At 72.0% G+C, this 21,098-nt stretch carries 19 protein-coding genes and 1 riboswitch; of the genes, 9 read left to right on the plus strand and 10 right to left on the minus strand.

Going from position 1 to position 21,098, the window contains the following annotated elements:
* Window positions 1–26 precede the first annotated feature (26 nt).
* The 4 genes from ACGFIK_RS16795 (at window position 27) to ACGFIK_RS16810 (ending at window position 4,349) form a co-directional block, all read left to right on the plus strand.
* Window positions 27–1,652, plus strand: coding sequence for an ArnT family glycosyltransferase (locus ACGFIK_RS16795; protein ID WP_393340091.1), 1,626 nt, complete (start codon window positions 27–29; stop codon window positions 1,650–1,652).
* A 66-nt stretch (window positions 1,653–1,718) separates the two neighbouring features.
* Complete coding sequence (yaaA, locus tag ACGFIK_RS16800) at window positions 1,719–2,513, plus strand: peroxide stress protein YaaA (protein WP_393340093.1); 795 nt, start codon at window positions 1,719–1,721, stop codon at window positions 2,511–2,513.
* Between the two features lie 99 nt (window positions 2,514–2,612).
* Window positions 2,613–3,287, plus strand: a complete 675-nt coding sequence (locus tag ACGFIK_RS16805) for a hypothetical protein (protein WP_327026931.1) — start codon at window positions 2,613–2,615, stop codon at window positions 3,285–3,287.
* A 90-nt stretch (window positions 3,288–3,377) separates the two neighbouring features.
* Window positions 3,378–4,349: a TAXI family TRAP transporter solute-binding subunit gene (locus ACGFIK_RS16810; protein WP_393340096.1), complete on the plus strand. Its 972-nt coding sequence runs from the start codon at window positions 3,378–3,380 to the stop codon at window positions 4,347–4,349.
* A gap of 10 nt (window positions 4,350–4,359) precedes the next feature.
* Here ACGFIK_RS16810 and ACGFIK_RS16815 read toward each other — a convergent pair whose 3' ends face one another.
* The 5 genes from ACGFIK_RS16815 to ACGFIK_RS16835 all read right to left on the minus strand — a co-directional run bounded on the left by ACGFIK_RS16815 (window position 4,360) and on the right by ACGFIK_RS16835 (window position 10,029).
* Window positions 4,360–5,787 carry a sensor histidine kinase gene (locus ACGFIK_RS16815; protein WP_393340098.1) on the minus strand — a complete coding sequence of 476 codons (1,428 nt, stop codon included), beginning with the start codon at window positions 5,785–5,787 and terminating at the stop codon, window positions 4,360–4,362.
* 10 nt (window positions 5,788–5,797) lie between these two features.
* Window positions 5,798–6,454, minus strand: a complete 657-nt coding sequence (locus ACGFIK_RS16820) for a response regulator transcription factor (RefSeq protein ID WP_327026934.1) — start codon at window positions 6,452–6,454, stop codon at window positions 5,798–5,800.
* Between the two features lie 102 nt (window positions 6,455–6,556).
* A complete protein-coding gene (locus ACGFIK_RS16825; protein ID WP_327026935.1) occupies window positions 6,557–6,868 on the minus strand; it encodes a hypothetical protein in 312 nt (103 codons plus the stop codon).
* 140 nt (window positions 6,869–7,008) lie between these two features.
* Complete coding sequence (locus ACGFIK_RS16830; RefSeq protein WP_393340100.1) at window positions 7,009–9,270, minus strand: DUF6077 domain-containing protein; 2,262 nt, start codon at window positions 9,268–9,270, stop codon at window positions 7,009–7,011.
* Window positions 9,271–9,429: 159 nt separating this feature from the next.
* Window positions 9,430–10,029, minus strand: coding sequence for a TetR/AcrR family transcriptional regulator (locus tag ACGFIK_RS16835; protein WP_393340176.1), 600 nt, complete (start codon window positions 10,027–10,029; stop codon window positions 9,430–9,432).
* A gap of 218 nt (window positions 10,030–10,247) precedes the next feature.
* Here ACGFIK_RS16835 and ACGFIK_RS16840 point away from each other — a divergent pair, with 218 nt between their 5' ends.
* The 5 genes from ACGFIK_RS16840 to ACGFIK_RS16860 all read left to right on the plus strand — a co-directional run bounded on the left by ACGFIK_RS16840 (window position 10,248) and on the right by ACGFIK_RS16860 (window position 15,679).
* A complete protein-coding gene (locus ACGFIK_RS16840) occupies window positions 10,248–11,147 on the plus strand; it encodes an ABC transporter permease (protein WP_327026938.1) in 900 nt (299 codons plus the stop codon).
* A gap of 10 nt (window positions 11,148–11,157) precedes the next feature.
* The gene (locus ACGFIK_RS16845) at window positions 11,158–11,958 is read left to right on the plus strand and encodes an ABC transporter ATP-binding protein (RefSeq protein WP_327027182.1); all 801 of its coding nucleotides are present in this window, start codon (window positions 11,158–11,160) and stop codon (window positions 11,956–11,958) included.
* Window positions 11,959–12,107: 149 nt separating this feature from the next.
* Entirely contained in the window at window positions 12,108–13,610 is a 1,503-nt protein-coding gene (locus ACGFIK_RS16850) for a bifunctional cytidylyltransferase/SDR family oxidoreductase (protein WP_327026939.1), read from the plus strand.
* 33 nt (window positions 13,611–13,643) lie between these two features.
* Entirely contained in the window at window positions 13,644–15,341 is a 1,698-nt protein-coding gene (locus tag ACGFIK_RS16855) for a CDP-glycerol glycerophosphotransferase family protein (RefSeq protein ID WP_327026940.1), read from the plus strand.
* Window positions 15,342–15,457: 116 nt separating this feature from the next.
* On the plus strand, window positions 15,458–15,679 hold the full coding sequence (locus tag ACGFIK_RS16860; RefSeq protein WP_327026941.1) for a hypothetical protein: 222 nt from the start codon (window positions 15,458–15,460) through the stop codon (window positions 15,677–15,679).
* Window positions 15,680–15,689: 10 nt separating this feature from the next.
* Here ACGFIK_RS16860 and ACGFIK_RS16865 read toward each other — a convergent pair whose 3' ends face one another.
* The 5 genes from ACGFIK_RS16865 to ACGFIK_RS16885 all read right to left on the minus strand — a co-directional run bounded on the left by ACGFIK_RS16865 (window position 15,690) and on the right by ACGFIK_RS16885 (window position 20,868).
* Window positions 15,690–16,433 carry an alpha/beta hydrolase gene (locus tag ACGFIK_RS16865; RefSeq protein ID WP_327026942.1) on the minus strand — a complete coding sequence of 248 codons (744 nt, stop codon included), beginning with the start codon at window positions 16,431–16,433 and terminating at the stop codon, window positions 15,690–15,692.
* 107 nt (window positions 16,434–16,540) lie between these two features.
* On the minus strand, window positions 16,541–17,398 hold the full coding sequence (locus ACGFIK_RS16870; RefSeq protein WP_327026943.1) for a C39 family peptidase: 858 nt from the start codon (window positions 17,396–17,398) through the stop codon (window positions 16,541–16,543).
* Window positions 17,399–17,626: 228 nt separating this feature from the next.
* A riboswitch (cyclic di-AMP (ydaO/yuaA leader) is annotated at window positions 17,627–17,768 on the minus strand.
* A gap of 300 nt (window positions 17,769–18,068) precedes the next feature.
* Window positions 18,069–18,821, minus strand: a complete 753-nt coding sequence (locus ACGFIK_RS16875) for a hypothetical protein (RefSeq protein WP_327026944.1) — start codon at window positions 18,819–18,821, stop codon at window positions 18,069–18,071.
* A gap of 257 nt (window positions 18,822–19,078) precedes the next feature.
* Window positions 19,079–19,495, minus strand: coding sequence for a hypothetical protein (locus ACGFIK_RS16880; RefSeq protein WP_327026945.1), 417 nt, complete (start codon window positions 19,493–19,495; stop codon window positions 19,079–19,081).
* Window positions 19,496–19,596: 101 nt separating this feature from the next.
* Complete coding sequence (locus tag ACGFIK_RS16885) at window positions 19,597–20,868, minus strand: acyltransferase (protein ID WP_327026946.1); 1,272 nt, start codon at window positions 20,866–20,868, stop codon at window positions 19,597–19,599.
* Between the last annotated feature and the right edge of the window lie 230 nt (window positions 20,869–21,098).

Genomic DNA, 21,098 nt, shown 5'->3' on the forward strand with positions numbered 1-21,098 from the left:
GTCGGAACGGCGACGGGGGCGAGGTCGTGCCACGACCAGGGTCGGAAGCACAGCGAGGACGGAGCCGGTGGCTGCCACGGCTGGATCGTCCGGCCCTGGTCGCACTGATCCTCGGCGTGCTCGGGGTCGGCTACCGGTTGTACCTGGTGCTGAACACCGTGCCGGTGTCCAACAGCGACGAGGCCACCTTCGGGTTGGCCGCCCTGCACATCGCGCAGGGCCGGGAACATCCGGTCTTCCTGTACGGCCAGCGGTACATGGGCATGTTGCAGTCCTACCTGGCCGCTCCCCTGCTCGCGGTGACCGGGCCGAGTTGGCCGGCGCTGCGGCTGCCGGTGCTCGCGCTCTACGCCCTGTTCCTCTGGCTGATCCACCGGCTGACCCGAAGGATCGGCTCACCCTGGTTCGCCACCACCGTCGTCGGGCTGCTGGCGCTGGGCTCCGAGCGGGTCATCCGCGACCAGGTGACGACGGTCGGCGGCCGTCCGGAGGTCAAGGTCGCCGTGCTGGCGATGCTGCTGATCGTGATGGGGTTGGCCCGGGGCACGGTACGGCACCGCTGGTGGGCCGTCGGCGGCTTCGGGTTGCTCGCCGGGCTGGCCCTCTGGTCGGACTGGCTGATCGTGCCGTACCTGGCGGTGGCCGGGTTGGCGCTGCTCTGGGTGCTGCGCCGGGAACTTTTCGGGTGGGCCGGTCTGCTGCTGGTCCTAGGGTTCGGTGTGGGGATCGCCCCGATGATCCGCGACAACCTGGTGGCCCCACCCGGGCAGGACTCCCTGTCCGTGCTGGGTCGGATCAGCGGCACCCAGGGGCCTGCCCCGTCGTGGGGGCAGCGGCTCGACGGCGGGCTGCTGGAGGGGGTTCCGCAGGCCACCGGGCTGTGTCCGCTGACCGGCTGCGCCCGCTGGCAGGAGTGGTTCGGCCTGCTCTACCCGGTGTTGCTGGTCGTCGGGGTGGTGCTGGCCGGGTTCGCGTACCGGCGGATGACCGGACCGGGTGAGCGGGTGGTCGCGGTGGTGCGTCTGGCACTGCTCGTCGGCGCCGCGCTGACCCTGCTGGCGTACGTGCGAAGTTCCCTCGCCGCCACCGAACCCCTGGGCAACGCCCGCTACCTGTCGGTGCTGCAACTGTCCCTGCCGGCGGTGCTCTGGCCGCTGTGGGTGGCGGCGGTGGCCTGCTGGCGGGGCACGGTCGGCGCGGCGGGGCGGCTGGTCGGCGCGGCGGCCACCGCCGCCCTGGCCGCCCTGACGGCGACCGCCCTGGTGGTCACGGTGTTGTTCGCCACTGCCGGTGCGGAGCCGGGCCGGGTGCAGGAACGGCAGTCCCGCCAACTCGCGGAACTGGTCCGGGCCGCCGGGCTGCGCGAGGTGTACGGCGAGTACTGGACCTGCAACCGGCTGGTGTTCAACACCGGTGAGCAGGTGGTCTGCGGGGTGCTCGACAGCGACCTGCGGCCCGGGCAGAACCGCTACCCGGCGTACTGGTGGCGGCTGGCCCGGGCGGCACGGCCCGGATACGTGTTCGAGGCCGGTGGACCGGCGGACCTCCGACTGCGGGAACTGCTCGGCGACCGGGCGGACACCGACCTGCTGGCCGAGGTCGGCGGCTTCCGGGTCTACCACCCGCCCACGCCGCTGCGACCGTGGCGGTGAGGGGGGTCGTACGCTGGCCGGACCCCGGCGCGGATGGCCCGGTCCGGGAGGTCGAGGAGTCTGTCGATGCTCATCCTGCTGCCGCCCTCGGAGGGCAAGGCCGAGGTCGGCGCCGGTCGCCGTCTGGACCTGGCCCGGCTCTCGCTGCCGGAGCTGAACCCCGTCCGTGAGCAGGTGCTGGCCGCGCTACTGAGGCTCAGCGAGGGGCCCGCCGAGGCGGCGCTGACCGCCCTGGGACTCGGTGCCGGCCAGCACGGTGAGCTGGGCCGCAACGCCCGTCTGGAGCGGGCGGCGACCGCACCGGCGGGTCGGATCTACACCGGGGTGCTCTACGAGGCACTGGACCTGGCCACCCTGCCACCGGCGGCGCACCGGGCAGCGGCCCGGCAGGTGCTGATCAGCTCCGGCCTGTGGGGGGCGGTACGGATCGGCGACCGGATTCCGCCGTACCGCTGCCCGATCGGGGCCCGGCTGCCCGGGGTCGGTGCCCTGCCGGCGCTCTGGCGACCGGTGCTGGGGCCGGCGTTGACCTCGGCCGCGGGTACCGGGCCGGTGCTGGACCTGCGTTCGGGTGCCTACGCCGCCGCCTGGACCCCCCGGGGCGCGCTGGCCGAGCGGACCCTCACCGTACGGGTGCTGCACGAGCGGGAGGTCGACGGCGTACCGGTGCGCTCGGTGGTGAGTCACTTCAACAAGGCCACCAAGGGTCGGTTGGTGCGGGACCTGCTGCTGCACGGGGTCCGTCCACGGAGCATCGATGCCCTGGTGGGGGCGCTGCGGGAGCTGAAGTACACCGTCTGCGAGCAGCCCTCGGCAGCGGGACGGCCACGTCAGGTGGACGTGGTGGTTTCCGAGCTGTGAACAGCCGCAAGATTTCCTCAAGGCTCGACCTGATCGGTACCACCACGCGGCGTCTCGGGTCACTGTAACTACACCCGACACCACGAGGAGGCCCTCCGGGTGGTTGCCGAACCGATTCTGCTCGACCGACACCGCACCCCGTCGACCCTGCCGCCCCTGGACTGGACGACCCTGGCCGACGCCTTCGAGGCGGCCTGTCTGCTGCGCTGTATGCCGCCCCCGGCCACATCCGGTCACCGTTACCCCGGACAACAGCCCAGCCTGCCCACGGCCATCGAGTTCAACCGGGAAGAGGCGGCCCGCCGCACCCGCCAACTGCTGGACCGGTTGGGAATACCGGTACGGCACGAGTTGGCCGTGGGTGGCCTGCGCCGCCGCTACGAACTGCACCGGCTGCACGTGTCCCACGAAGACCGGCCGGAGTACGCGGCACTGATGGAGAACGGCTGGCGTCGGGGCCGACGGGAACTGCTCGGGGGTCCGGTGCCCGGTGCCTCGACGGCTCGCCGGCAGTGGCGCACCCGGTTGGCCTCCGCTGCCTGGCGGGCCGCTCTGCTGGCCGGTGGACGGCACGTACGGCGACACATCCTCGGGGTACGGATCACCGACCGGGAACTCGCCGCCGTCCTGGTCCGCGGCGCCGCCCTGCTCGACGTACCGGCGCTGCTGCGCGCGGGCACCGGCTGTTACCTCGTCAGTGTCGCCCACGGCCCGGACCGGGATCGCATCCTGCACCATGCCGGCGAGGAGGTGGCCCACCGACCGGTCGCCTGAGTGAACCACCCCGGTCAGGACAAAACTGCACCGCGGTCGGGACAGACTCCGCCATCCTGGGGTTGCGCCGCAGGGGTCCGGCGGCGCACAGTGCTGCCCGTGACCAGTTCCCGGTATGCTGCCCGAGACCGGCGGCCCGTCGCCAGTGCGGCCATCCTGGTGGCCGTGCTGCTGGTCCTGCCTGGTCTCAGTGCCTGCCGGGACGAGCCCGAGGACCCGGTACGCATTCGGATCGCCACCGGCAGCCCGACGGCCGTCTACCACGCCATCGGCACCTCCCTGGCCGCCATCCTCAACCGGGAACTGCCCAACGTACGCGCTGAGGTACTGATCACAGCCGCCTCGGTGGAGAACGTCCGGCTACTCAAGGCAGGCGAGGCCGAACTCGGGTTCACCCAGGCCGACGTGCTGCCGGCCTATCCGGGACCGGATCCACCCGTGGTGGCGGTGGCCCGGGTCTACGACGACCTGTTGCACCTGGTCACCACCGCGGACAGCCCAGTCCGAAAGCTGACCGACCTGGCGGGTCGGCGGGTGTCCATCGGCGCGGCCGGTTCCGGAACGGAGATCACGGTCAACCGGCTGCTCACCGTGGCCGGGCTGGACGACGTCGAGCTGCACCGGGTGCAGCTCGGTCTGGACGACTCCGTCACCGCGCTGCGCAGGGGTGAGATCGACGCCTTCTTCTTCTCCGGCGGTCTGCCGGTGCGGGCGGTGGCCCAACTGGTCCAGGACACCCCCACCCGCATCGTCGATCTGGGCGAGTGGACCGTGCCGCTGCGCCGGGGCAACCGGGAGGTGTACGTGCCCCGGGACATTCCCCGGTCGGTGTACGGCATCGACCCGGTCACCGCCGTGGCCAACCCCAACTATCTGCTGGTCCGAGCCGACCTGCCGGAAGACCTGGTGCGCCAGGTGACCCGGCTGCTGATGGAACGACGGGCCGAGTTGGCCGCCGCCCATCCGGCGGCCGGACGGATCAGCCCCCGTTCGGCGATCGCCACCCCGCCGCTGCCGCTGCATCCGGGGGCGGCCGCGTACTACCGCGACAGCAAGCCCTGACCCGGGCGGCTCAGCCGGGGCTGGCGGCCGGTTCCAGCGCGACGGGTGGCTCGTCCAGGGCGGGCGGCTCCTCCGGGGCGGGGAACCACAGGGCGGCGACCAGTCCACGGGGCGAGTTCGGCTGCATGGTGAGGCGGCCGTCGGAGGCGTCCACCAGCACGGCCGCGATGGTCAGCCCCAGCCCGGCGCCGTCGACGTTCTGCACCTCCGGGGCCCGCCAGAAGCGTTCCGTGGCCTGGCCCAGCTGACTGCGGGTCATGCCGGGGCCGGTGTCGCGTACCTCCAGGGCACAGCCGCCGTCGCGGGCCGTGACGGTCACGGTCACCTCGCCGCCCGCGCCGCTGAACTTGACCGCGTTGTCGATCAGAGCGTCCAGCGCCTGGTCGATCGCGGTCGGTACGGTCCGGGCGTGAACCGGGTCGGGGTTGGCGGTCAGTCGCAGGGTGACCGACCGGTACCGGGCCAGGGGCTCCCACGCCGCCACCCGGGACTCCGCCACCGCGACCGCGTCGACGGTCACCCGCTGGTTCTCCTGGCGCTCGGCCCGGGCCAGGGTGAGCAGGCCGTCCAGCAGCAGGGCCAGCCGGTCGGTCTCCTCCAGGGCCAGCTGGTGTTCGGCGCGGCCCTGCTCGTCGACCAGGCTGGGCCCGAGTTCCTCCACCCGCAGCCGCAGGGCGGTCAACGGGTTGCGCAGTTGGTGGCTGGCGTGGGCGACGAAGGCCCGCTGCCGGTCCATCACGTCGGAGACCACGTCGGCCATGTGGTTGAAGCTCGCCGCCAGGCGGCGCAGTTCCGGCGGACCGAGCCGGTGCTGCACCCGGGCTCCCCGGTCCCCCTCGGCGATCTCGTGGGTGACCGCGTCCAGTTCGGTGATCGGGCGCAGCACCCAACCGGCCAGCCCGAAGGCGGTCAGCACGCAGGCCAGCACGGCGATCAGCCCGGTGCCGGCCAGCAACAACCACCAGGTCGTCACCGTACGACGGACCCCGTCGGCCGGACTGGCGGTGACCACCGCTCCGAGGACCTCACCCCCGTCGTTGATCGGCACCGCCACCACGATCGGCTCGTCCACCCAGGGCCACACCGAGTCCGGTCTGCTGGTCTGCTGGCCGGACAGGGCGACATCCAGGGCCTGGCGGGTGCCCAGGGTCCACTGCCAACCGGGCGACGGGATCACCGCGGCCCCGTCCCGGTCGACCACGGCCGCGTTGATGGTGTACAGCTCCTCGTAGCTGGCCAGTTCGCTGGCGAGCGGGCCGGTCGTGCCGTCGCGCAGGGCCGGGCCGGCCAGCGAGGCGAACCGGGTGGCGTCGGCCAGCCGGTCGGCCCGCAGCCGGTCGGTCTCCCGGGTGGCCAGGGTCGCCGCCAGTGGCGTACCCAAAGCCACCAGCACCAGCACCATCAGCAGCAGATAGCTGATCACCAGGCGGCGTCGCACACCCGGCCCCTCACTCGGCCCGCAGCCGGTATCCGACGCCGCGCACGGTCTCCACCAGGCGGGGGTCGCCGAGCTTGTTGCGCAGCGACCCGACATGCACCTCGACGGTGTGCCGATCGGCGAAGGTGGTCCCCCAGGCGTCGAGCAGGATCCGGTCCCGGGGTACCGCCACCCCGGGCTGGCGGGCCAACGAGAGCAGGACGTCGAACTCCTTGCGGGTCAGCGACACCGGCCGGTCGGCCACCGTGACCGTGCGGGCCGCCGCGTCGACCCGGACCGTGCCGACCTCGATCAGGGTGCGCTGCGGTGGGGTGTGCGAGGCCCGGCGCAGCACCGCCTCGATCCGGGCCTGCAGCTCCACCATGGAGAAGGGCTTGACGACATAGTCGTCGGCACCGATGCGCAGGCCGAGCACCCGGTCGCGTTCCTCGCCCCGGGCGGTCACCGCGATGATGCCCAGTTGGCTGCTGCGTCGGCGCAGCTCCCGGCACAGGTCGGTGCCGTCCCCGTCGGGCAGGGTCAGGTCGAGCAGCACCAGGTCGCACGGGGCGGCGCAGAGGGCGGCGGCCACGGTGGCGGCGTGCTCCACCTCGTAGCCGCGCCGGTTCAGCGCCGATGACAGCGCACCGGCCACCCGGCGGTCGTCCTCGACCAGCAGGATCCGCACACCCGGCCTCCCATCAGGTCTGTTGCGCTGCCGCACTGGTTGGGTTGATGGTGGCAGAAGACCGGCCGGGGTGACAGGCCCGGGGGAAGGTTTTGACCTTGCTCAGAGGCCGAAGACCTCATCGGAGGTGGAGTCCCGCACCCCGTCCACGAAACCCTTGAAGGCGGGGTCGTCGTGGCTGGCCGGTACGGTGCTGACGACCTCGCCGGTGGCCTCGGTGACCGCGTCGATCAACGGCGGAAAGTCGATCTCGGCGTCGGCCAGGGTGTCGTCGTCGGCCTCACCGAGATTGATCACCTGCTGGACGTCCTCGGCCGGGGTGGCCGGGTCCTCGGCCCAGTCGGCTCCACGGCGGTAGCACTCGTCGTAGAGCGCGCGTTGGCTGTCCGTCCAGTCCTCGTGGTAGCTGTCCATGCCCACCTCCCGTGTACTACGGCCCTGCCCTGTGAGCATGCCCGCCCCGGCGGCGGACCGGGCCGGTACCGCTCAAGCCGCCGGCCCCGGCCGCGCGAATTCCGACCGGGCCGTCGCCGTCGAGGGCCCGGTCGACCCGGTCACCCTCGGACCATGCAGGTGACCGCGTTGGGGTGTACGGGGGGTTCGGCGGGCCGCTCGGCGGCCAGGGTGTAGCCGGCCCGCTCGGCCGTACGCAGGGCGAACCGGTTCTGGCTGTAGAAGCAGATCGTGCCCACCTCCAGCCGATCCAGCGCGGCGATCACCTCGTCCCGCTCCGGCCGCTCCGCCCTGGGACCCCCGTTGGCGAACTGGGTCAGCAGCAGCCGGTCCTGGGAGAACTGTGAGTTGAGGTCGTACTCGACCAGGAAGAAGTCGCGGGGCAGCACCACCCGGGGCCGGGCGGACATCACCGGGATGGTCCGCATGATGCTCGCCGGGGCGAGCACCAGACCCGGCGGGCGGTCCAGGTCGATGATGAACTGCGCGATGGCCTGCCGCTGCGGCCGGATCTTCCAGGTCGGCTCGGCGTGCACCAGCACCCCGCTGCGCTCGTCCCACATCGGCACGGCGTAGACGGCGAAGGAGGTGATCATCGCGGCGGCCAGCACCACCCCGACCAGGGCCCGCACCACCCGCAGCCGGGTGGGCAGCCAGACGGTGCAGAGCAACCCGATCAGCGCCGGCACGGCCAGCAGCCAGGGGACCCGCCAGAGCACCACCGAGATGCCGGTGACCGCGCTGAGCCACTCCAACACCCCCGGAACCAGCAGTACGCTCAGCGTCAGGGCGCCCCCGGCCGCGAGCAGGGCCGGGGTACGGCGGCGGGCCAGCAAGGCACCACACCACAACGCCAGTCCGCCGATCACCCCCACGATGCCGATCTCGAAGGTCCGCCGGTAAGTGTGCGCGGCGTCGTAGAAGTTGACGTCAGCTGCCGCCTCGTTGGCCGAGGTGCCGAGGACCAGCTGGGTGATCACCACCGCCCCGACCGGGTACGCCAGCGCGGCCACCCCGGCCACCAGGGCGGACTTCCAGCGCCCGACCAGCAGCATCATCAGGGCCGCCCCGCCGACCAGCATCGGCAGGATGATCGCCGCCGTGGTGGTGAGTCCGATCGCGGTGATCGACAAGGCGACGATGAGCAGCAGCCCACGCTTGGACCGGTCGTCGAACCAGCGGGTCAGGTACAGCCACATCAACGGCACGACCGCGGAGACGAACATCCCCTTGCCCTGGTAGAGGCGGGGCAGGTGGAAGGTGCCCAGCGCCGCGTCCGGGCCGCAGACCAGGGCCAGGAAGGCCACGGCCACGGTGAAGGCGAGCACCGGACGGCGCGGGGCCCACCGCTGCACCAGCCGCCACAGGGCCAGCACCGCGAGCACGGCCAGGACGGGCAGCAGCAGATACCAGGTGGCCGAGGCGGCCGGGATGCCGAAGAACCGGGCGAGGGCCCCGGCGAAGACCTCGATGCTCGCGACCGGGGGCTGGGAGGCCATCGCCGGGAGGACGTTCTCGCTGAACAGGAAGTCGTTGAGGGGGACGTTGTCGCGCTCGGCCACCCACACCGAGCGGCCCACGTAGTAGATGTCGTCCGGGGTGCTGCGGGCCAGGTAGAGCGAGGCCACCGCGGCCACCCCGGCGATCAGCAGGGCGTACGCCGACTGCCAGGCCGTCGTGGCGGGGGCCTCCGACCGGCTGGGCGGGGTGGCTCGCCAGGTCCGCCAGGTCAGCAGCACCGCACCGATCGCGGCCACCAGCCCGGCGGAGCCCGGCACCCACCAGGAGATGCCCGCACCGGCCGGCGTACCGGCCAGCCCGGCCGTGATCGCCGCGCCGGTGCCGACCAACAGGGTCAGCGCCGTCCACCACCGCTGGGCCACGCTCATCGACCCGGCCCGGTCGGCGACCGGCTCGGTCTGGTCGGCGGGCTCTGCCGGTTCCTCCGGGGCTGCCTGGTCCGCTGGATCGGCGGGCTCTACCGGTTCCTCCGGGGCTGCCTGGTCCGGCGGGTCGGCGGGGGCCTGGGGGGCGGCCGAGTTTTGGGCCGTGCGGCGGCGTCGCCACCGGAGGGCCAGCCGGAGGAGTACGGCGAGCACCGCCAGCGCCGATCCGGCGATCAGCCAGATCCGCAGCGTCAGCGAGGGGGCCAGCCCCAACGGCAGGGCGGCGTGGTAGAGCAGGGTCCAGAGCGCGAACGCCAGCACGGCGCAGTCGGTGAGCAGTGCGGGGATCGCGGCGATGCCGTCCCGGACCCCACCCAGCACGGCCCGGATCGGGCTGCGCCGGACCTCGGCGGGTGCGGCCGACTCGTCGGCCGCTGCCGGTCGGGATGCGGCGACGGTGTGGGCGGTCAGCGACACGAGGGTCCTTGTCGTCGTACGGGCAGGTGCGGCTGCGCCGGAGGTTCGCCGGGCGGCGGCGCGGGCGAACCCCACCGAGAGTAGTACCGGTGCGGAGAAACCCGGTCATGCCGGGCCGTGGGGGTGGACGCAGCCAGCCTTACCCCGGACCCGGCCGGCTCAACCCGAGGTCGGCGCCGGGCGCTGGCGGGGCAGAAGGTCCCCGGCGCCCAGGGCCCGCGCCACCGAATCCACGAGGGTCTCCAGGTAGCTGTCGGTGAAGGGGGTACGGGCGATGGCCAGCCGCCAGTACAGCGGCCCCACGATCAGGTCGACCGCCGCGTCGGGGTCGGTCGTGGCCGGCAACTCTCCCCGGTCCACCGCACGAGTGATCAGCCCGCCGACGATCTCCTGCTGCCGGGACCGCAGCATCTGCTGGAAGGTCTCGTCGATGGTGGGGTTCCGCGCGGCCTCGGCGAGCAGGTCCGGGATGATCTGCGCGGCCAGCGGGTGGGCCAGGGCGTGCGCCACCACCTGGAACAGCAGAGCCAGATCGCTGCGGAGCGCGCCGGTGTCCAGGGCGGGCAACCGGGCGCCGGCGGCGGCGGTGACCACCTCCAGGACCAGATCGAGCTTGGAGTTCCACCGGCGATAGATCGCCGTCTTGCTGACTCCGGCCCGGCGGGCCACCGCCTCGATGGAGAGCCGGCCGTAGCCGACCGCGGCGAGTTCCTGCATCAGGGCCCGGCGGATGGCCGTGGTGATCTCCCCACGGAGCACCGCCGCACCGGCCGGCGCACGCCTCTTCCCGGTCGTCACCTGGGACTCTTCTCGGCTGTCACGCAGGACAATGTACCGCAACGACGGTACGGTTGCGTCCCGACGGTTCTCGGACTACTGTCCACGCAGCGGCGAGGCGACGCTCCGAGCACGAACACGCTAGATTCCATCGTCGCGAACGCACCCGCCGGCTCGACAAGATCGGAGCGCCCATCCCCATGGCCAACAGCACGCTGGCCGACCCCGACTCCGGCCTGCCTCCGGCCCAGCTGGCCGCCCGGTACGGGCTGCGCATGGCCGGTCAACGCCCCTCCCTGGGCAGCTACACCCGGCAGCTCTGGCGCTACCGGCACTTCATCACCGCGTACGCCAACGCGAAGCTGACGGCCTCGTTCAGCAACGCCCGCCTGGGGCAGCTCTGGCAGGTACTCACCCCGCTGACCAACGCGGCGGTCTACTACCTGATCTTCGGTCTGATCCTCCAGCAGAGCCGGGGGATGGACAACTTCATCGCCTACCTGACCGCCGGGCTGTTCATCTTCAACTTCACCCAGACCAGCGTGCAGCAGGGCACCCAGGCGATCAGCGGCAACCTGGGGTTGATCCGGGCCCTGCACTTCCCCCGGGCCAGCCTGCCGCTGGCCATCACCATCACCCAGTTCCAGCAGCTGCTCGGCTCGATGGTGGTGCTGATCGCCATCGTGCTGATCACCGGCGAGCCGATCACCCTGATGTGGCTGATGCTGGTGCCGGCGGTGCTGCTCCAGACGGTGTTCAACGCCGGGCTGACCATGACGGTGGCCCGACTGGGCGCCAAGGCCACCGACCTCAAGCAGGTGATGCCCTTCATCCTGCGGACCTGGATGTACGGCTCCGGGGTGCTCTACAGCGTCCAACTGTTCGCCGAGAACCTGCCGGGCTGGGCCACCGCCATCGTGCAGTTCAACCCGATGCTGGTCTACATCGAGCTGGCCCGGGTGGCGCTGCTGGAGAACACTCCCCTGCTCAACGACTCCCTGCCGCTGACCTGGCTGGTCGCGATCGGCTGGTCGGTGCTGGTCGGCCTGGGGGGCTACCTTTACTTCTGGCGCGGCGAACAGGAGTACGGCCGTGGTTGATCACCTGGCGATGTCCAACGACGTGACGGTCACCCTGCCCCGGATCCAGGAACGGATCCCGACCGTGGTGGTCGACGACGCGCATGTCGTCTACCGGGTGCACAAGGGCGCCGCCGGCAGCCACAGCCCGGTGGCCGCGCTGCGGCGGCTGGTCACCCGTACGACGACACCGAACGTGCGCCAGGTGCACGCGGTGCGGGGGGTCACCTTCACCGCGTACCGGGGCGAGGCCATCGGGTTGATCGGCACCAACGGCTCCGGCAAGTCGACCCTGTTGCGGGCCATCGCCGGGTTGCTGCCGGTGGAGCGTGGGGCGGTCTACACCGAGGGCCAGCCCTCCCTGCTCGGGGTGAACGCCGCCCTGCTCAACGACCTGTCCGGAGAGCGCAACGTCACACTGGGCTGCCTGGCCATGGGCATGTCCCCGGCCGACGTGCAGCGCCAACTGCCGGAGATCATCGAGTTCTCCGGGATCAACCAGCGGGGGGACTTCGCCTCCCTGCCGATGCGTACCTACTCCTCCGGCATGTCGGCCCGGCTGCGGTTCTCCATCGCCGCGGCCAAGCAGCACGACGTGCTGTTGATCGACGAGGCCCTGGCCACCGGTGACAAGCGGTTCCGCAAGCGCAGCGAGGCCCGGGTACGCCAGTTGCGGGAGAACGCCGGTACGGTCTTCCTGGTCAGCCACCAGCTCTCCTCGGTACGCGACACGTGTGAACGGACAATCTGGCTGGAGTCCGGATTAATCCGGATGGATGGCCCCACCGCCGAGGTATTGAAGGCGTACGAGGCATTCACCAACGGGAAGTAGAGTTTTCGGCGGATGTCCGGCATCGTCCGGGCGACAACGCCACACCCAGGGTGATCCGCACCCGCGTTATCGTTCATCCGTCGCCGTGTCGACGAGACATTCCAGCCATGCACGACATCGCAGCCATGCACCGAGAGCGAGGACCGGCAATGACGCAGGACCAGACCACCGATTCGGGCACCACGCCGCAGCACGCGGCACCGTGGCGACCCTCACGGACGGTGGCCGTGGTGCTGGCCGGCGGTACCGGTACCCGGCTCGGCCTCGGCATCCCCAAGCAGCTGCTCAAGATCGCCGGTAAGCCGATCATCGAGCACACCCTGGCCGTCTTCGAGGCCGCACCGGAGATCGACGAGATCATCGTGCTGATGGCCAGCGGTCACGTCGCCGAGGCCCAGCAGATCGTGAACAAGGCCGGCTTCCGCAAGGTCACCAAGGTCATCGAGGGTGGGGACACCCGCAACGCCACCACCCGCATCGCCCTGGACGCGGTGGGCGAGCAGGACTGCAACATCCTCTTCCACGACGCGGTACGGCCCCTGCTCAGCGGCCGGATCGTGCGGGAGTGCGTGAACGCCCTCTGGACCTACTCGGCGGTCGACGTGGCCATCCCCTCGGCCGACACGATCATCCAGGTCGACGAGAACGAGTGCATCACCGACATCCCGGTGCGATCCACCCTGCGCCGGGGGCAGACCCCGCAGGCCTTCCGCTCCAGCACCATCCGGGAGGCGTACCGGCTGGCCGCCGGGGACCCGAACTTCGCCGCCACGGACGACTGCGGTGTGGTGCTGCGTTACCTGCCCGAGGTGCCGATCAAGGTGATCGACGGCTCGGACGAGAACATCAAGGTCACCCACCCGGTCGACGTGCACCTGGCGGACAAGCTCTTCCAGCTGGCCGCCGCCAAGGTGCCCCGCCTGGCCGACCAGCGCGCCTACGGCGACGAGGTCTCCGGCCGGACGATCGTCGTCTTCGGCGGCAGCTACGGCATCGGCCACGACCTGACCGAGCTGGCCCGGCGCTACGGCGCTCAGGTCTTCCCGTTCAGCCGTTCCAGCACCGGCACCCATGTCGAGCGCCCGGCCGACGTCGAGGCCGCACTGCGGACCGCCTTCGAGGCCACCGGCCGCATCGACCACGTCGTGGTCACCGCCGGCATCCTGGAGAAGGGCGCCCTGGCCGAGATGGACCAAGAGACCATCGACCGGGTGCTCCAGGTCAACTTCGTCGGCCCGGTCACGGTGGCCCGCCAGGCGCTGCCCTACCTTCAGCACACCAAGGGCCAGCTGCTGCTGTACACCTCCAGCTCCTACACCCGTGGCCGGGCGGACTACGCCCTCTACTCGGCGACCAAGGCGGCCCTGGTCAACCTCACCCAGGCCCTGTCGGACGAGTGGGCCGAGCTGGGCGTACGGGTCAACGTGATCAACCCGGAGCGGACGGCCACCCCGATGCGGACCAAGGCCTTCGGCGCCGAGCCCGAGCACACCCTGCTCGCGGCCGAGACCGTCGCCCAGGCCTCCCTGGACGTGTTGATCTCGGATCTGACCGGCCAGGTGATCGATGTGCGCCGCCCGCCGGGCGAGGCCTCGGGTGCCGTGGTGCCGGCCCAGGGCAGCCGCCAGAACAGCAGCGCCCCGGTCTCCTGACCGACCCACGACGACCCGGAAGGCAACACCGAGATGCGTGGTGACCTGGTCAGGAAGCTGGCCGCCCGGGGGCTGGCCACCGGGACGGCAGTCCTGGCGTTCATCGTGGTCGCGCTCACCGGCGCGACCACCTGGGGGCTCGGGCTCTCGCTGCTCGCCCTCGCCGCCACGGTCTGGGAACGTCGGGTCCGCCCCGGAGCCGACGGGGTGGCGGAGACCACTCTGATCGCGGCCGGGGTGCTGGTCGGCTACTCCCGGCAGCTCGACTCCGGTTTCGATGTGGCCCTGACCGGCACGGCCGTGATCCTGCTGGGGCTGATGGTGCTAGCCGGCCCGCTGCGCGAGGCGGGCAACCTGGAGCTGCTCGCGGCCAACCTTCCGGTACGCACCTGGGTACCCCGGATCACCGCCCGCCTGGGTGACATCGTGGCAGGCCTGCTGGCGGTGTTGGCCCTGGCCGCGATGGCGGGACTGCCCGCCACGGTGGCCCTGGCGGCCAGCCTGCTGGCCGGTGCCGCCGTGGGGGCGGTCGCCGGCAAGCTGGTCATGCGGCGACTGCGGCCCGGTGCCGGTGGCTCCCCGGTCACCCGGGAGCTGCGCCGGCGCCAGCCGGAGTTCCTGCTGTACTTCTCCGCTCCCCCCGGCTCGGAGTACCAGGTCACCATGTGGCTGCCGTACCTGGAGCGGATCGGTCGGCCCTTCGTGGTGATGTTGCGGGAGCCGGAGGCGTTGCCGGTCATCGCGGCGAAGACCACCGCCCCGGTGCTCTACTGCCCGACCCTGCGCAGCATGGACGAGGTGCTGGTGCCGAGCCTGCGGGTGGCCTTCTACGTCAACCACGGCGCCAAGAACAGCCACTGCCTGCGCTTCACCCAGCTGACCCATGTGCAGTTGCACCACGGCGACAGCGACAAGGCCTCCAGCGCCAACCCGGTGTCGGCGATCTTCGACCGGATCTTCGTAGCGGGCGAGGCCGCCATCGACCGGTACGCCCGGGCCGGGGTGGACATTCCGGCCGAAAAGTTCGTGGTTGTCGGCCGCCCCCAGGTCGAGGCCATCGAGGTGCGTACCGGCCCGGTCCGCCGCTTGCCGAACCCCACCGTGCTCTACACCCCCACCTGGACCGGGCACCACGCCGACGCCGACTACTGTTCGCTGCCGTTCGCCGAGACCCTGCTGACCCGGCTGCTCGACCGGGGGGCCACGGTGATCGTGCGACCCCACCCGTACACCGCCCACAACCCGGCCTCGGCCCGCCAGTTGGGGCGGCTGCACGACCTGCTGGCCGCCGACCGGACCCGCACCGGCCGCCCGCACCTGTTCGGTGCCGCCGCCGGGGCGTTGACCCTGGCCGAGTCGGTGAACCGCGCGGACGCCCTGATCTCCGACGTCTCTGGGGTGGTGTCCGACTGGCTGCACTCCGGCAAGCCGTACGCGGTCACCGACACCGGGGTCGACGGCGACCGGTTCCTCGAACGGTTCCCACTGGCCGCCGCCGGCTACGTACTGCGTCGGGACCTGACCGAGGTGGACGAGGTGCTGACCCGGCTGCTGGACACCGACCCCCTGGCCGAGGCCCGGTGGGCCACCCGCCGCCGATACCTCGGGGACTTCCCGACCGAGACGTACGCCGAGGGGTTCCTGACCGCCGCCCGGCGCGAGCTGGACCCGCACTGGGCCGCCCCGGCGCCCCGGTCCGCCAGCGACGCCCCGCTCTCCCCCGCCACCTGAGCGACCCCGCCACCTGAGCGACCCCGCCGCCGGGCATCGGCCCGACGGCGGTCGACTCATGGACACAGTGGACTCTGCCCGAGGGTCGCTCGCGGCCCTGTGCTCCAATCAGGGTCATGATTCTCCAGCGCGTCGTCGCCGTCGTTCTGCTGTTCTACTGCTTCGTGGGGATGGTCCTCTCGCGTGTCTACCCGTTCATGGACGACTGGTCCGAACTGGCGGAGACGGCGATCGCGATCAGCAGCGCAGTGGCAGGAGTGCTCGGGGTGGTCCTGTGGTTACGCAAGTCCCCTGAGCAGGCTTCCCCTGAGCAGGCCGGCGACGGCGAACGCCCCTGACCGCGACCGGTCAGCGTACGGCGTCGAGCAGCGCCAGTACGGCCGCCGGATCCTCGACATGGGCGTTGTGGCCGAGGCCGGGCAGGGTCACCACCGGAACCCCGTACTGCTTGAGCTGTGCCTCGGAAACCATCGGATCGTGCTCGCCCCGGGCCAGCAGCACCGGCGCCTCGATCCCGGCCAGCAGGGTGGTCAGGTCGGGCTCACCGACGCCGAAGGCGGCCGGATCCATCGCCAGCCGCCACCGGCCGTCCACCTGCCGCAGCCCGGCCGCCACCGCGGGATCATCCGGGCTCAGCAGGTCGGCCAGGCCGGCGACCCGCAGGTATCGTCGGGCCGCCTCGTCGCGGCTGTCGAACCAGGTGACCGGGCGGGCCGCGAGATCACCGGCGTGGGCCAGTTCCGCCGGGGACCAGACCGCCTTGATGCCGAGCCCGACCACCGCCTCGACCGTGAACGCCCGATTCGCGGCGGCCAACGCCAGACCGACCACCCCGCCGAGGGAGTGGCCCAGCACGATCACCCGATCGCCGGGGTGCAGGCCGGCGGCGACCTGGTCGGCCAGCCCGGCGAAGGAGTACCCCGCCAGCGGCGGCGACCCGCCGTGACCGGCCAGATCCGGCGCCATCCACCGGCCGGGCCAGCGCTCGCTCAGCAGCGGGGCCGAGGGTAGCCACACAGCACCGCTGGCACCCATTCCGTGCAGCAGCAACAGCATCGGCGAACCGTCCCGCCCGCCCGACTCGATGATCATGTCGGGCAGTCTGCCACCGCCCGCACCGGCTCGGCGAGAGCCACGACCGGGATACGACACCGGGCGCCGACCCCACAGGGGTCGGCGCCCGGTACGAAACAGGTCGATCAGGAGGAGTAGCCGCGGGTGGCGGCCCAGTTGGCCAGATCGATCGTGCTCAGCCAGTACGAGTAGTACGAGGGGTCGGCCGAGTCGGCGATCTTGACCATCCGGCCCTCGTCCTCGTAGCCGACCACGGCGACGTAGTGGCCACCCGGGAAGGAGTGCCAGCCCCCGGCGGTGTCCGTGACGCTGCCGGCGACGTTCACCACGACCCCCCGGCCGTCGGAGATGGCCGTGACGACATCGGCCTGAAGCTGATCCATCTGGGCCGGGGTGGCCGCGCCACCGGGAATCATCGTGGTCCGGTACGGGCTGCCCTTGACCATGGCGTTGAGGACCCGGGTGGTGTCCCGGGCCGAGTTGGTGCCCGAGTAGGTGGTGCCGAGCGCAGCGCCCAGGGTCTCCTGGTCCCGGTCGATGCCGGCGGCGCTGAGCGCGTTACGCACCGCTGCCGGGCCGCAGTACCACCCGTTGATCTGGGCCTGGTAGTCGTACGACAGCACCTTCTTCGCCGGGGCCTTCGGCGCGGCCTCCTCGCCGGCCAGGTCCGGGTCCGCCGAGGCGGCCTCCGGCGAGGCGGCGGCGCTGGACGGCGCGCTGCCGGGCTCCGCGCTCGGCGCGGCACTGCTCGGGGCGGCGCTGCTGGGGGCGGTGGCTACCCGGGCCAGGCCACGGGAGGCGGCCGGCTCCTCGCGCAACTCGGCCACCACGGCGGTGGTCTGCGTCTCGGCCGGGTCGTCGATCTGGGTGACCACGGCGCCGGCACCGGCGGCCAGGGCCAACGCCAGCGCCGAGGTGGCCACAAGCTGGTAGGGGCGTTCGGTGGCCAGCCGACGCAGCTGACGCTTGAGGGTGTGCTTCACGAATCCTCCACGGGCTCAGGGGTGGTGTGGCACAGCGGCTCCGGCCATCCGGTGGACACCCGGAGGCGGAGTACGGGGCGGTGCCGTTTCACGGGATGCGCCCGGGGATCGGGCGACTGCGGTGGGCCTGGGTCAGCGCGCGGACAGCGGACCGGCGAGCGCAGGCACCACGGGGCCGTGGAGGCGCAGGAATATCGGGGGGCGCTGATTGTGCTGCACGAGGAAAGGAGCTCCTTCCGACACCGCCGACCGGGTTAGCTGACGGATTCGGGCGGGAAGATCGCCCTACCGCGGGCCGTGGCTCGCGGATTCACCCCAGTGGTGCAGTGGGTCCCCGGTTCGTGAGATCACGATTGAGCGGGTCGGCGCGGCGTCGCCACTTGCGAACGGTGACCGCACCGGACGGGCCGACATTACTGTGCGTTACAGCTCCTGCCAAGGCCGCCCTGAGCTGCCTAAACCTTCTCGCAGCCTAAATTTTTCGGGTACCGGGGAACTGTCGTCGCTCAATGGGACTCCGGGTCAGGAGGGCACCGCCGGTCGACAACAGGACCCGAGGTTGGCAAAGCCCCGGAAATTACGCCCGGCATTCGATGTCTGCCCTCCGATGACCGATTCGGCGATGACTGTGACCGGGGTCACCGAATAAATGGGAAAAAGAGCCTCCGACTCAACCGGCCCGGGCCACCCGCCAGCGCGCCACGGCTCCCTGAGGGCCGAGGACGACCCGGGGTGAGGTCGGCAGCGGGTACGCCCGCGTCCGCTGCGCTGCGGCGTACGCCTCGGTCGACAGCGCCCGAGCCGCGTCGACGGCCAGTTCCGCGGCCCGCCAGGCCTCGCGCTCCTGCTGCCGAGCCGCCTGATAAGCCGCCTGACGCCCGTCGCGTACCACCCGGGCCAGGAAGATCTCCTGCTCGGCGGGGTGACGTCGGGGATCCCAACCGGCCCGGTGCGCCAGGGCGTCGGTGAGCTGCCGGGCCGACAGATCACCCCGCCAGTACGCCGTCATCGCGGCGTGGCGCAGCCAGCGTTCCCTGGCGGCGTACTCGGTGGGGGTGTGGGGCGTACCGGGGGTGGGCAGCGCGCCGGCGGCGGCCAGTCGTCGGGCGGCGGTCTCCGCCTCGTCGTACGCGGCCCAGGCCCGGTCGAGTTCCGTCTGGGCACGCTGCCACGCCTCCCGGCGGCGGGCGGCGTTCTGGGCGGCCCCCGCCGCGGCCACGGCCACCTCGCCGGCATAGCGCCGCAGGTCCACGGCGGCGGGATCCTCCTCGGAGGGGGCCGGGTCCCGGTCGGTCGAGGGGGCCGGTTCGGGTCGGGCCACCAGCACGGTGAGCACACCCAACGCGAGCACCAGCAGCACCGACCAGATGGCGGCGGCTCGGGGGACGTCGATCAGGAACTGGTAGAGAAGGGTCTGCTCCATGTCGGCACCTCGGGGAAGCTGATGTGGCGGTCTCGGCGGCGGGACCGGATCAGGCCAGCGGGTACACCCCGCGAACCCGTCCGCGAAAGGTCCTTGATCACTGCGACCCGTCGCGGACCTCCGGCCGGTACGGTCGGCGGCAGGGCCGACCCGGAGGCCCGGGCCGTCAAGGTCACTCCGGAGCCCCGGGCGATCTCCGGAGCACTACCGGCCCAGGCGGGCCAGGTCCGGGTGACCAGGGCGGTAAGGGCGCACGATCAGCGACGAGGTGGTGCGCGAGCGCAGCCCGGACCCGGGGTGACCACCGCTGGCGGCTGACCGTGGGCGGCCCTGATGATCGGGGCGGCTTCCGGCGGCAGCGGCAACGGCGACACCGGCGTCGTCGCGGGGCCCGCCTCCGGGCGGTCGTCGCCCCCGGGCCCCCACATCTCGACCGGCAGGGCGACAGCGGCGCACCCACCGGCGACCGAGGAGGCCGGGGCACCCTCGAAGGACCAGGTGGGGCCGGCCATGGTGGGCTGCCCGGCCGGACCGAGGTCCTCGATCGCCCCGGGGTGGGCGGGCATGGCCCAGACCCCGATGGTGAAGGCGGCGGCGACCGCGAACCCGGTCAGCAGTCGTACCACCCGGCGCGCAAACCACCACAGGGGACGGGTGGGAAGGACCGGGAGCACGGTGTCACGCTACCGCCGGCATCCGCAGCCCGCACCGCCGCCCGGCGTGTCGCCGCAAGGAACCTGATTCGGGTTGCCGGCCTGGTCGGCGGGCCAGGACCCTACCGTCCAGCATGGAGGTCGGCCGATGTCTCGGTGCCGGACGCAGTCTCGGCACGGGGGCCGGGCACCGCACCGGGCGTGGCCCCCGAGGCGGGCTTGGTGCCAGAGGCGGGCGCAGGCTCGGTGTCGGGCGTGGGGTCGGTGTCGGGCGTGGGGTCGGTGGCGCTGGGGCGGGCCGTGCGGCGGGGAGGCGCCAGGCGGCGCATCATCGGCTGTTCGACGAAGCGGTGTACCAGGGCGGCGAGGCCCAGGGTCAGCAGCAGGAAGCCGATCACCGCGGCCGGGCCCCACCAGCCGGGCAGACCGGTTCCCCAGTCTCCGGTGACCCGGAGAATCGTCATGATCACGAAGACGTGCACCAGGTAGAAGGCGAAGGACACCTCCCCCAGCCAGACCATCGGGCGCGAGCGCAGGGGCGAGCGCAGGCCCCGCACATCGGCGTCCGCCGCGGCGGCGATGAGCACCACGTACGCCGACGACAGCAGCGCCGCCCAGAACTCGGCCGGAATCCACTGCGCGGCGACCACCCAGGTGACCACGAAGATGAGGCTCGCCAGGGGCAGGCCGGGACCCCGCCAGCGGCCCCGCAGCATGAGCTCGGCTGCGGCCACCCCCATCCAGAACTCCAGCGAGCGGACCAGCGGGAACACCTGGGTGAACCACCACCGACTTTGCTCCGGCACCAGGGTCTGCGCGGGCCACAGCGCCAGGATCAGCAGCGGTACGGCGATCACCACCGCCCACAGCAGCCAGGGGCGGGCCCGCCGCACCAGGGGCAGGGCCAGCGGCAGGCACAGATAGAAGAAGAGTTCGCAGGACAGTGACCAACTGACGTTGTTGACGCTGTAGAAGAAGCCGGGGCGGGGATCCCAGGCCTGGAGCAGGAACAGGTTCTCCAGGGCCGCGACCGGGTTGATCGGATCGGCGAACCAGAGGGCCGCCGCCATGGCCAGCACCCAGAGCAGTACGTGGTTCGGATAGATCTTGGCGAACCGACGTCGCCAGAACCCCCGTCGCGAGTCTCCCGGCCGGGCCGACCAGACCAGCACGAATCCGCTGAGGATGAAGAAGAACTGCACCCCGGACAGGCCCAGGGTGAAGATCTTGCCGACGACCGCCTGGTAGTCCGGCTCCGCGATGATCCGCATGGTGCCGGCGTGGAAGCCGAAGACCAGCAGCGCGGCCACCCACCGCAGCCCGGTCAGCGAGGGTAGTCGGCTAGCCTGGCCCCGGCCGGATGCGATGCCGGCCGCCACCGGTGCGCTGGTCATGCCGGCACCTGAGACGTCGACGGCCTCGGAGGCACGCGCCCCTCCTCCCAACGGGCCACCTGCCCGATCCGATCGGCTACCAGCGGCCACCCGTTCGGCGCCGCCCGTCGTGGCACCCTACCCAATCAGAGATCGACCCACTTCTGGGGACCGGGCGGCACCGCGATCACCAGGCAGGCAAGGGCACCGGCCGGTGCAGGAACACCCTTCTGACCTCCAGAACCGCGCAC

Origin of the sequence: Micromonospora sp. NPDC048871 (genome assembly GCF_043198155.1) — a bacterium.
Classification (GTDB): Bacteria; Actinomycetota; Actinomycetes; order Mycobacteriales; family Micromonosporaceae; genus Micromonospora.

Bases quoted from the DNA above. Each gene is read 5' to 3' on its own strand.
- ACGFIK_RS16840 (WP_327026938.1), top strand. From the start codon at position 10,248: ATGGCCAACAGCACGCTGGCCGACCCCGACTCCGGCCTGCCTCCGGCC.
- ACGFIK_RS16885 (WP_327026946.1), bottom strand. From the start codon at position 20,868: ATGACCAGCGCACCGGTGGCGGCCGGCATCGCATCCGGCCGGGGCCAG.
- ACGFIK_RS16850 (WP_327026939.1), top strand. From the start codon at position 12,108: ATGACGCAGGACCAGACCACCGATTCGGGCACCACGCCGCAGCACGCG.
- yaaA (WP_393340093.1), top strand. From the start codon at position 1,719: ATGCTCATCCTGCTGCCGCCCTCGGAGGGCAAGGCCGAGGTCGGCGCC.
- ACGFIK_RS16860 (WP_327026941.1), top strand. From the start codon at position 15,458: ATGATTCTCCAGCGCGTCGTCGCCGTCGTTCTGCTGTTCTACTGCTTC.
- ACGFIK_RS16855 (WP_327026940.1), top strand. From the start codon at position 13,644: ATGCGTGGTGACCTGGTCAGGAAGCTGGCCGCCCGGGGGCTGGCCACC.
- ACGFIK_RS16875 (WP_327026944.1), bottom strand. From the start codon at position 18,821: ATGGAGCAGACCCTTCTCTACCAGTTCCTGATCGACGTCCCCCGAGCC.
- ACGFIK_RS16825 (WP_327026935.1), bottom strand. From the start codon at position 6,868: ATGGACAGCTACCACGAGGACTGGACGGACAGCCAACGCGCGCTCTAC.
- ACGFIK_RS16845 (WP_327027182.1), top strand. From the start codon at position 11,158: ATGTCCAACGACGTGACGGTCACCCTGCCCCGGATCCAGGAACGGATC.
- ACGFIK_RS16865 (WP_327026942.1), bottom strand. From the start codon at position 16,433: ATGATCATCGAGTCGGGCGGGCGGGACGGTTCGCCGATGCTGTTGCTG.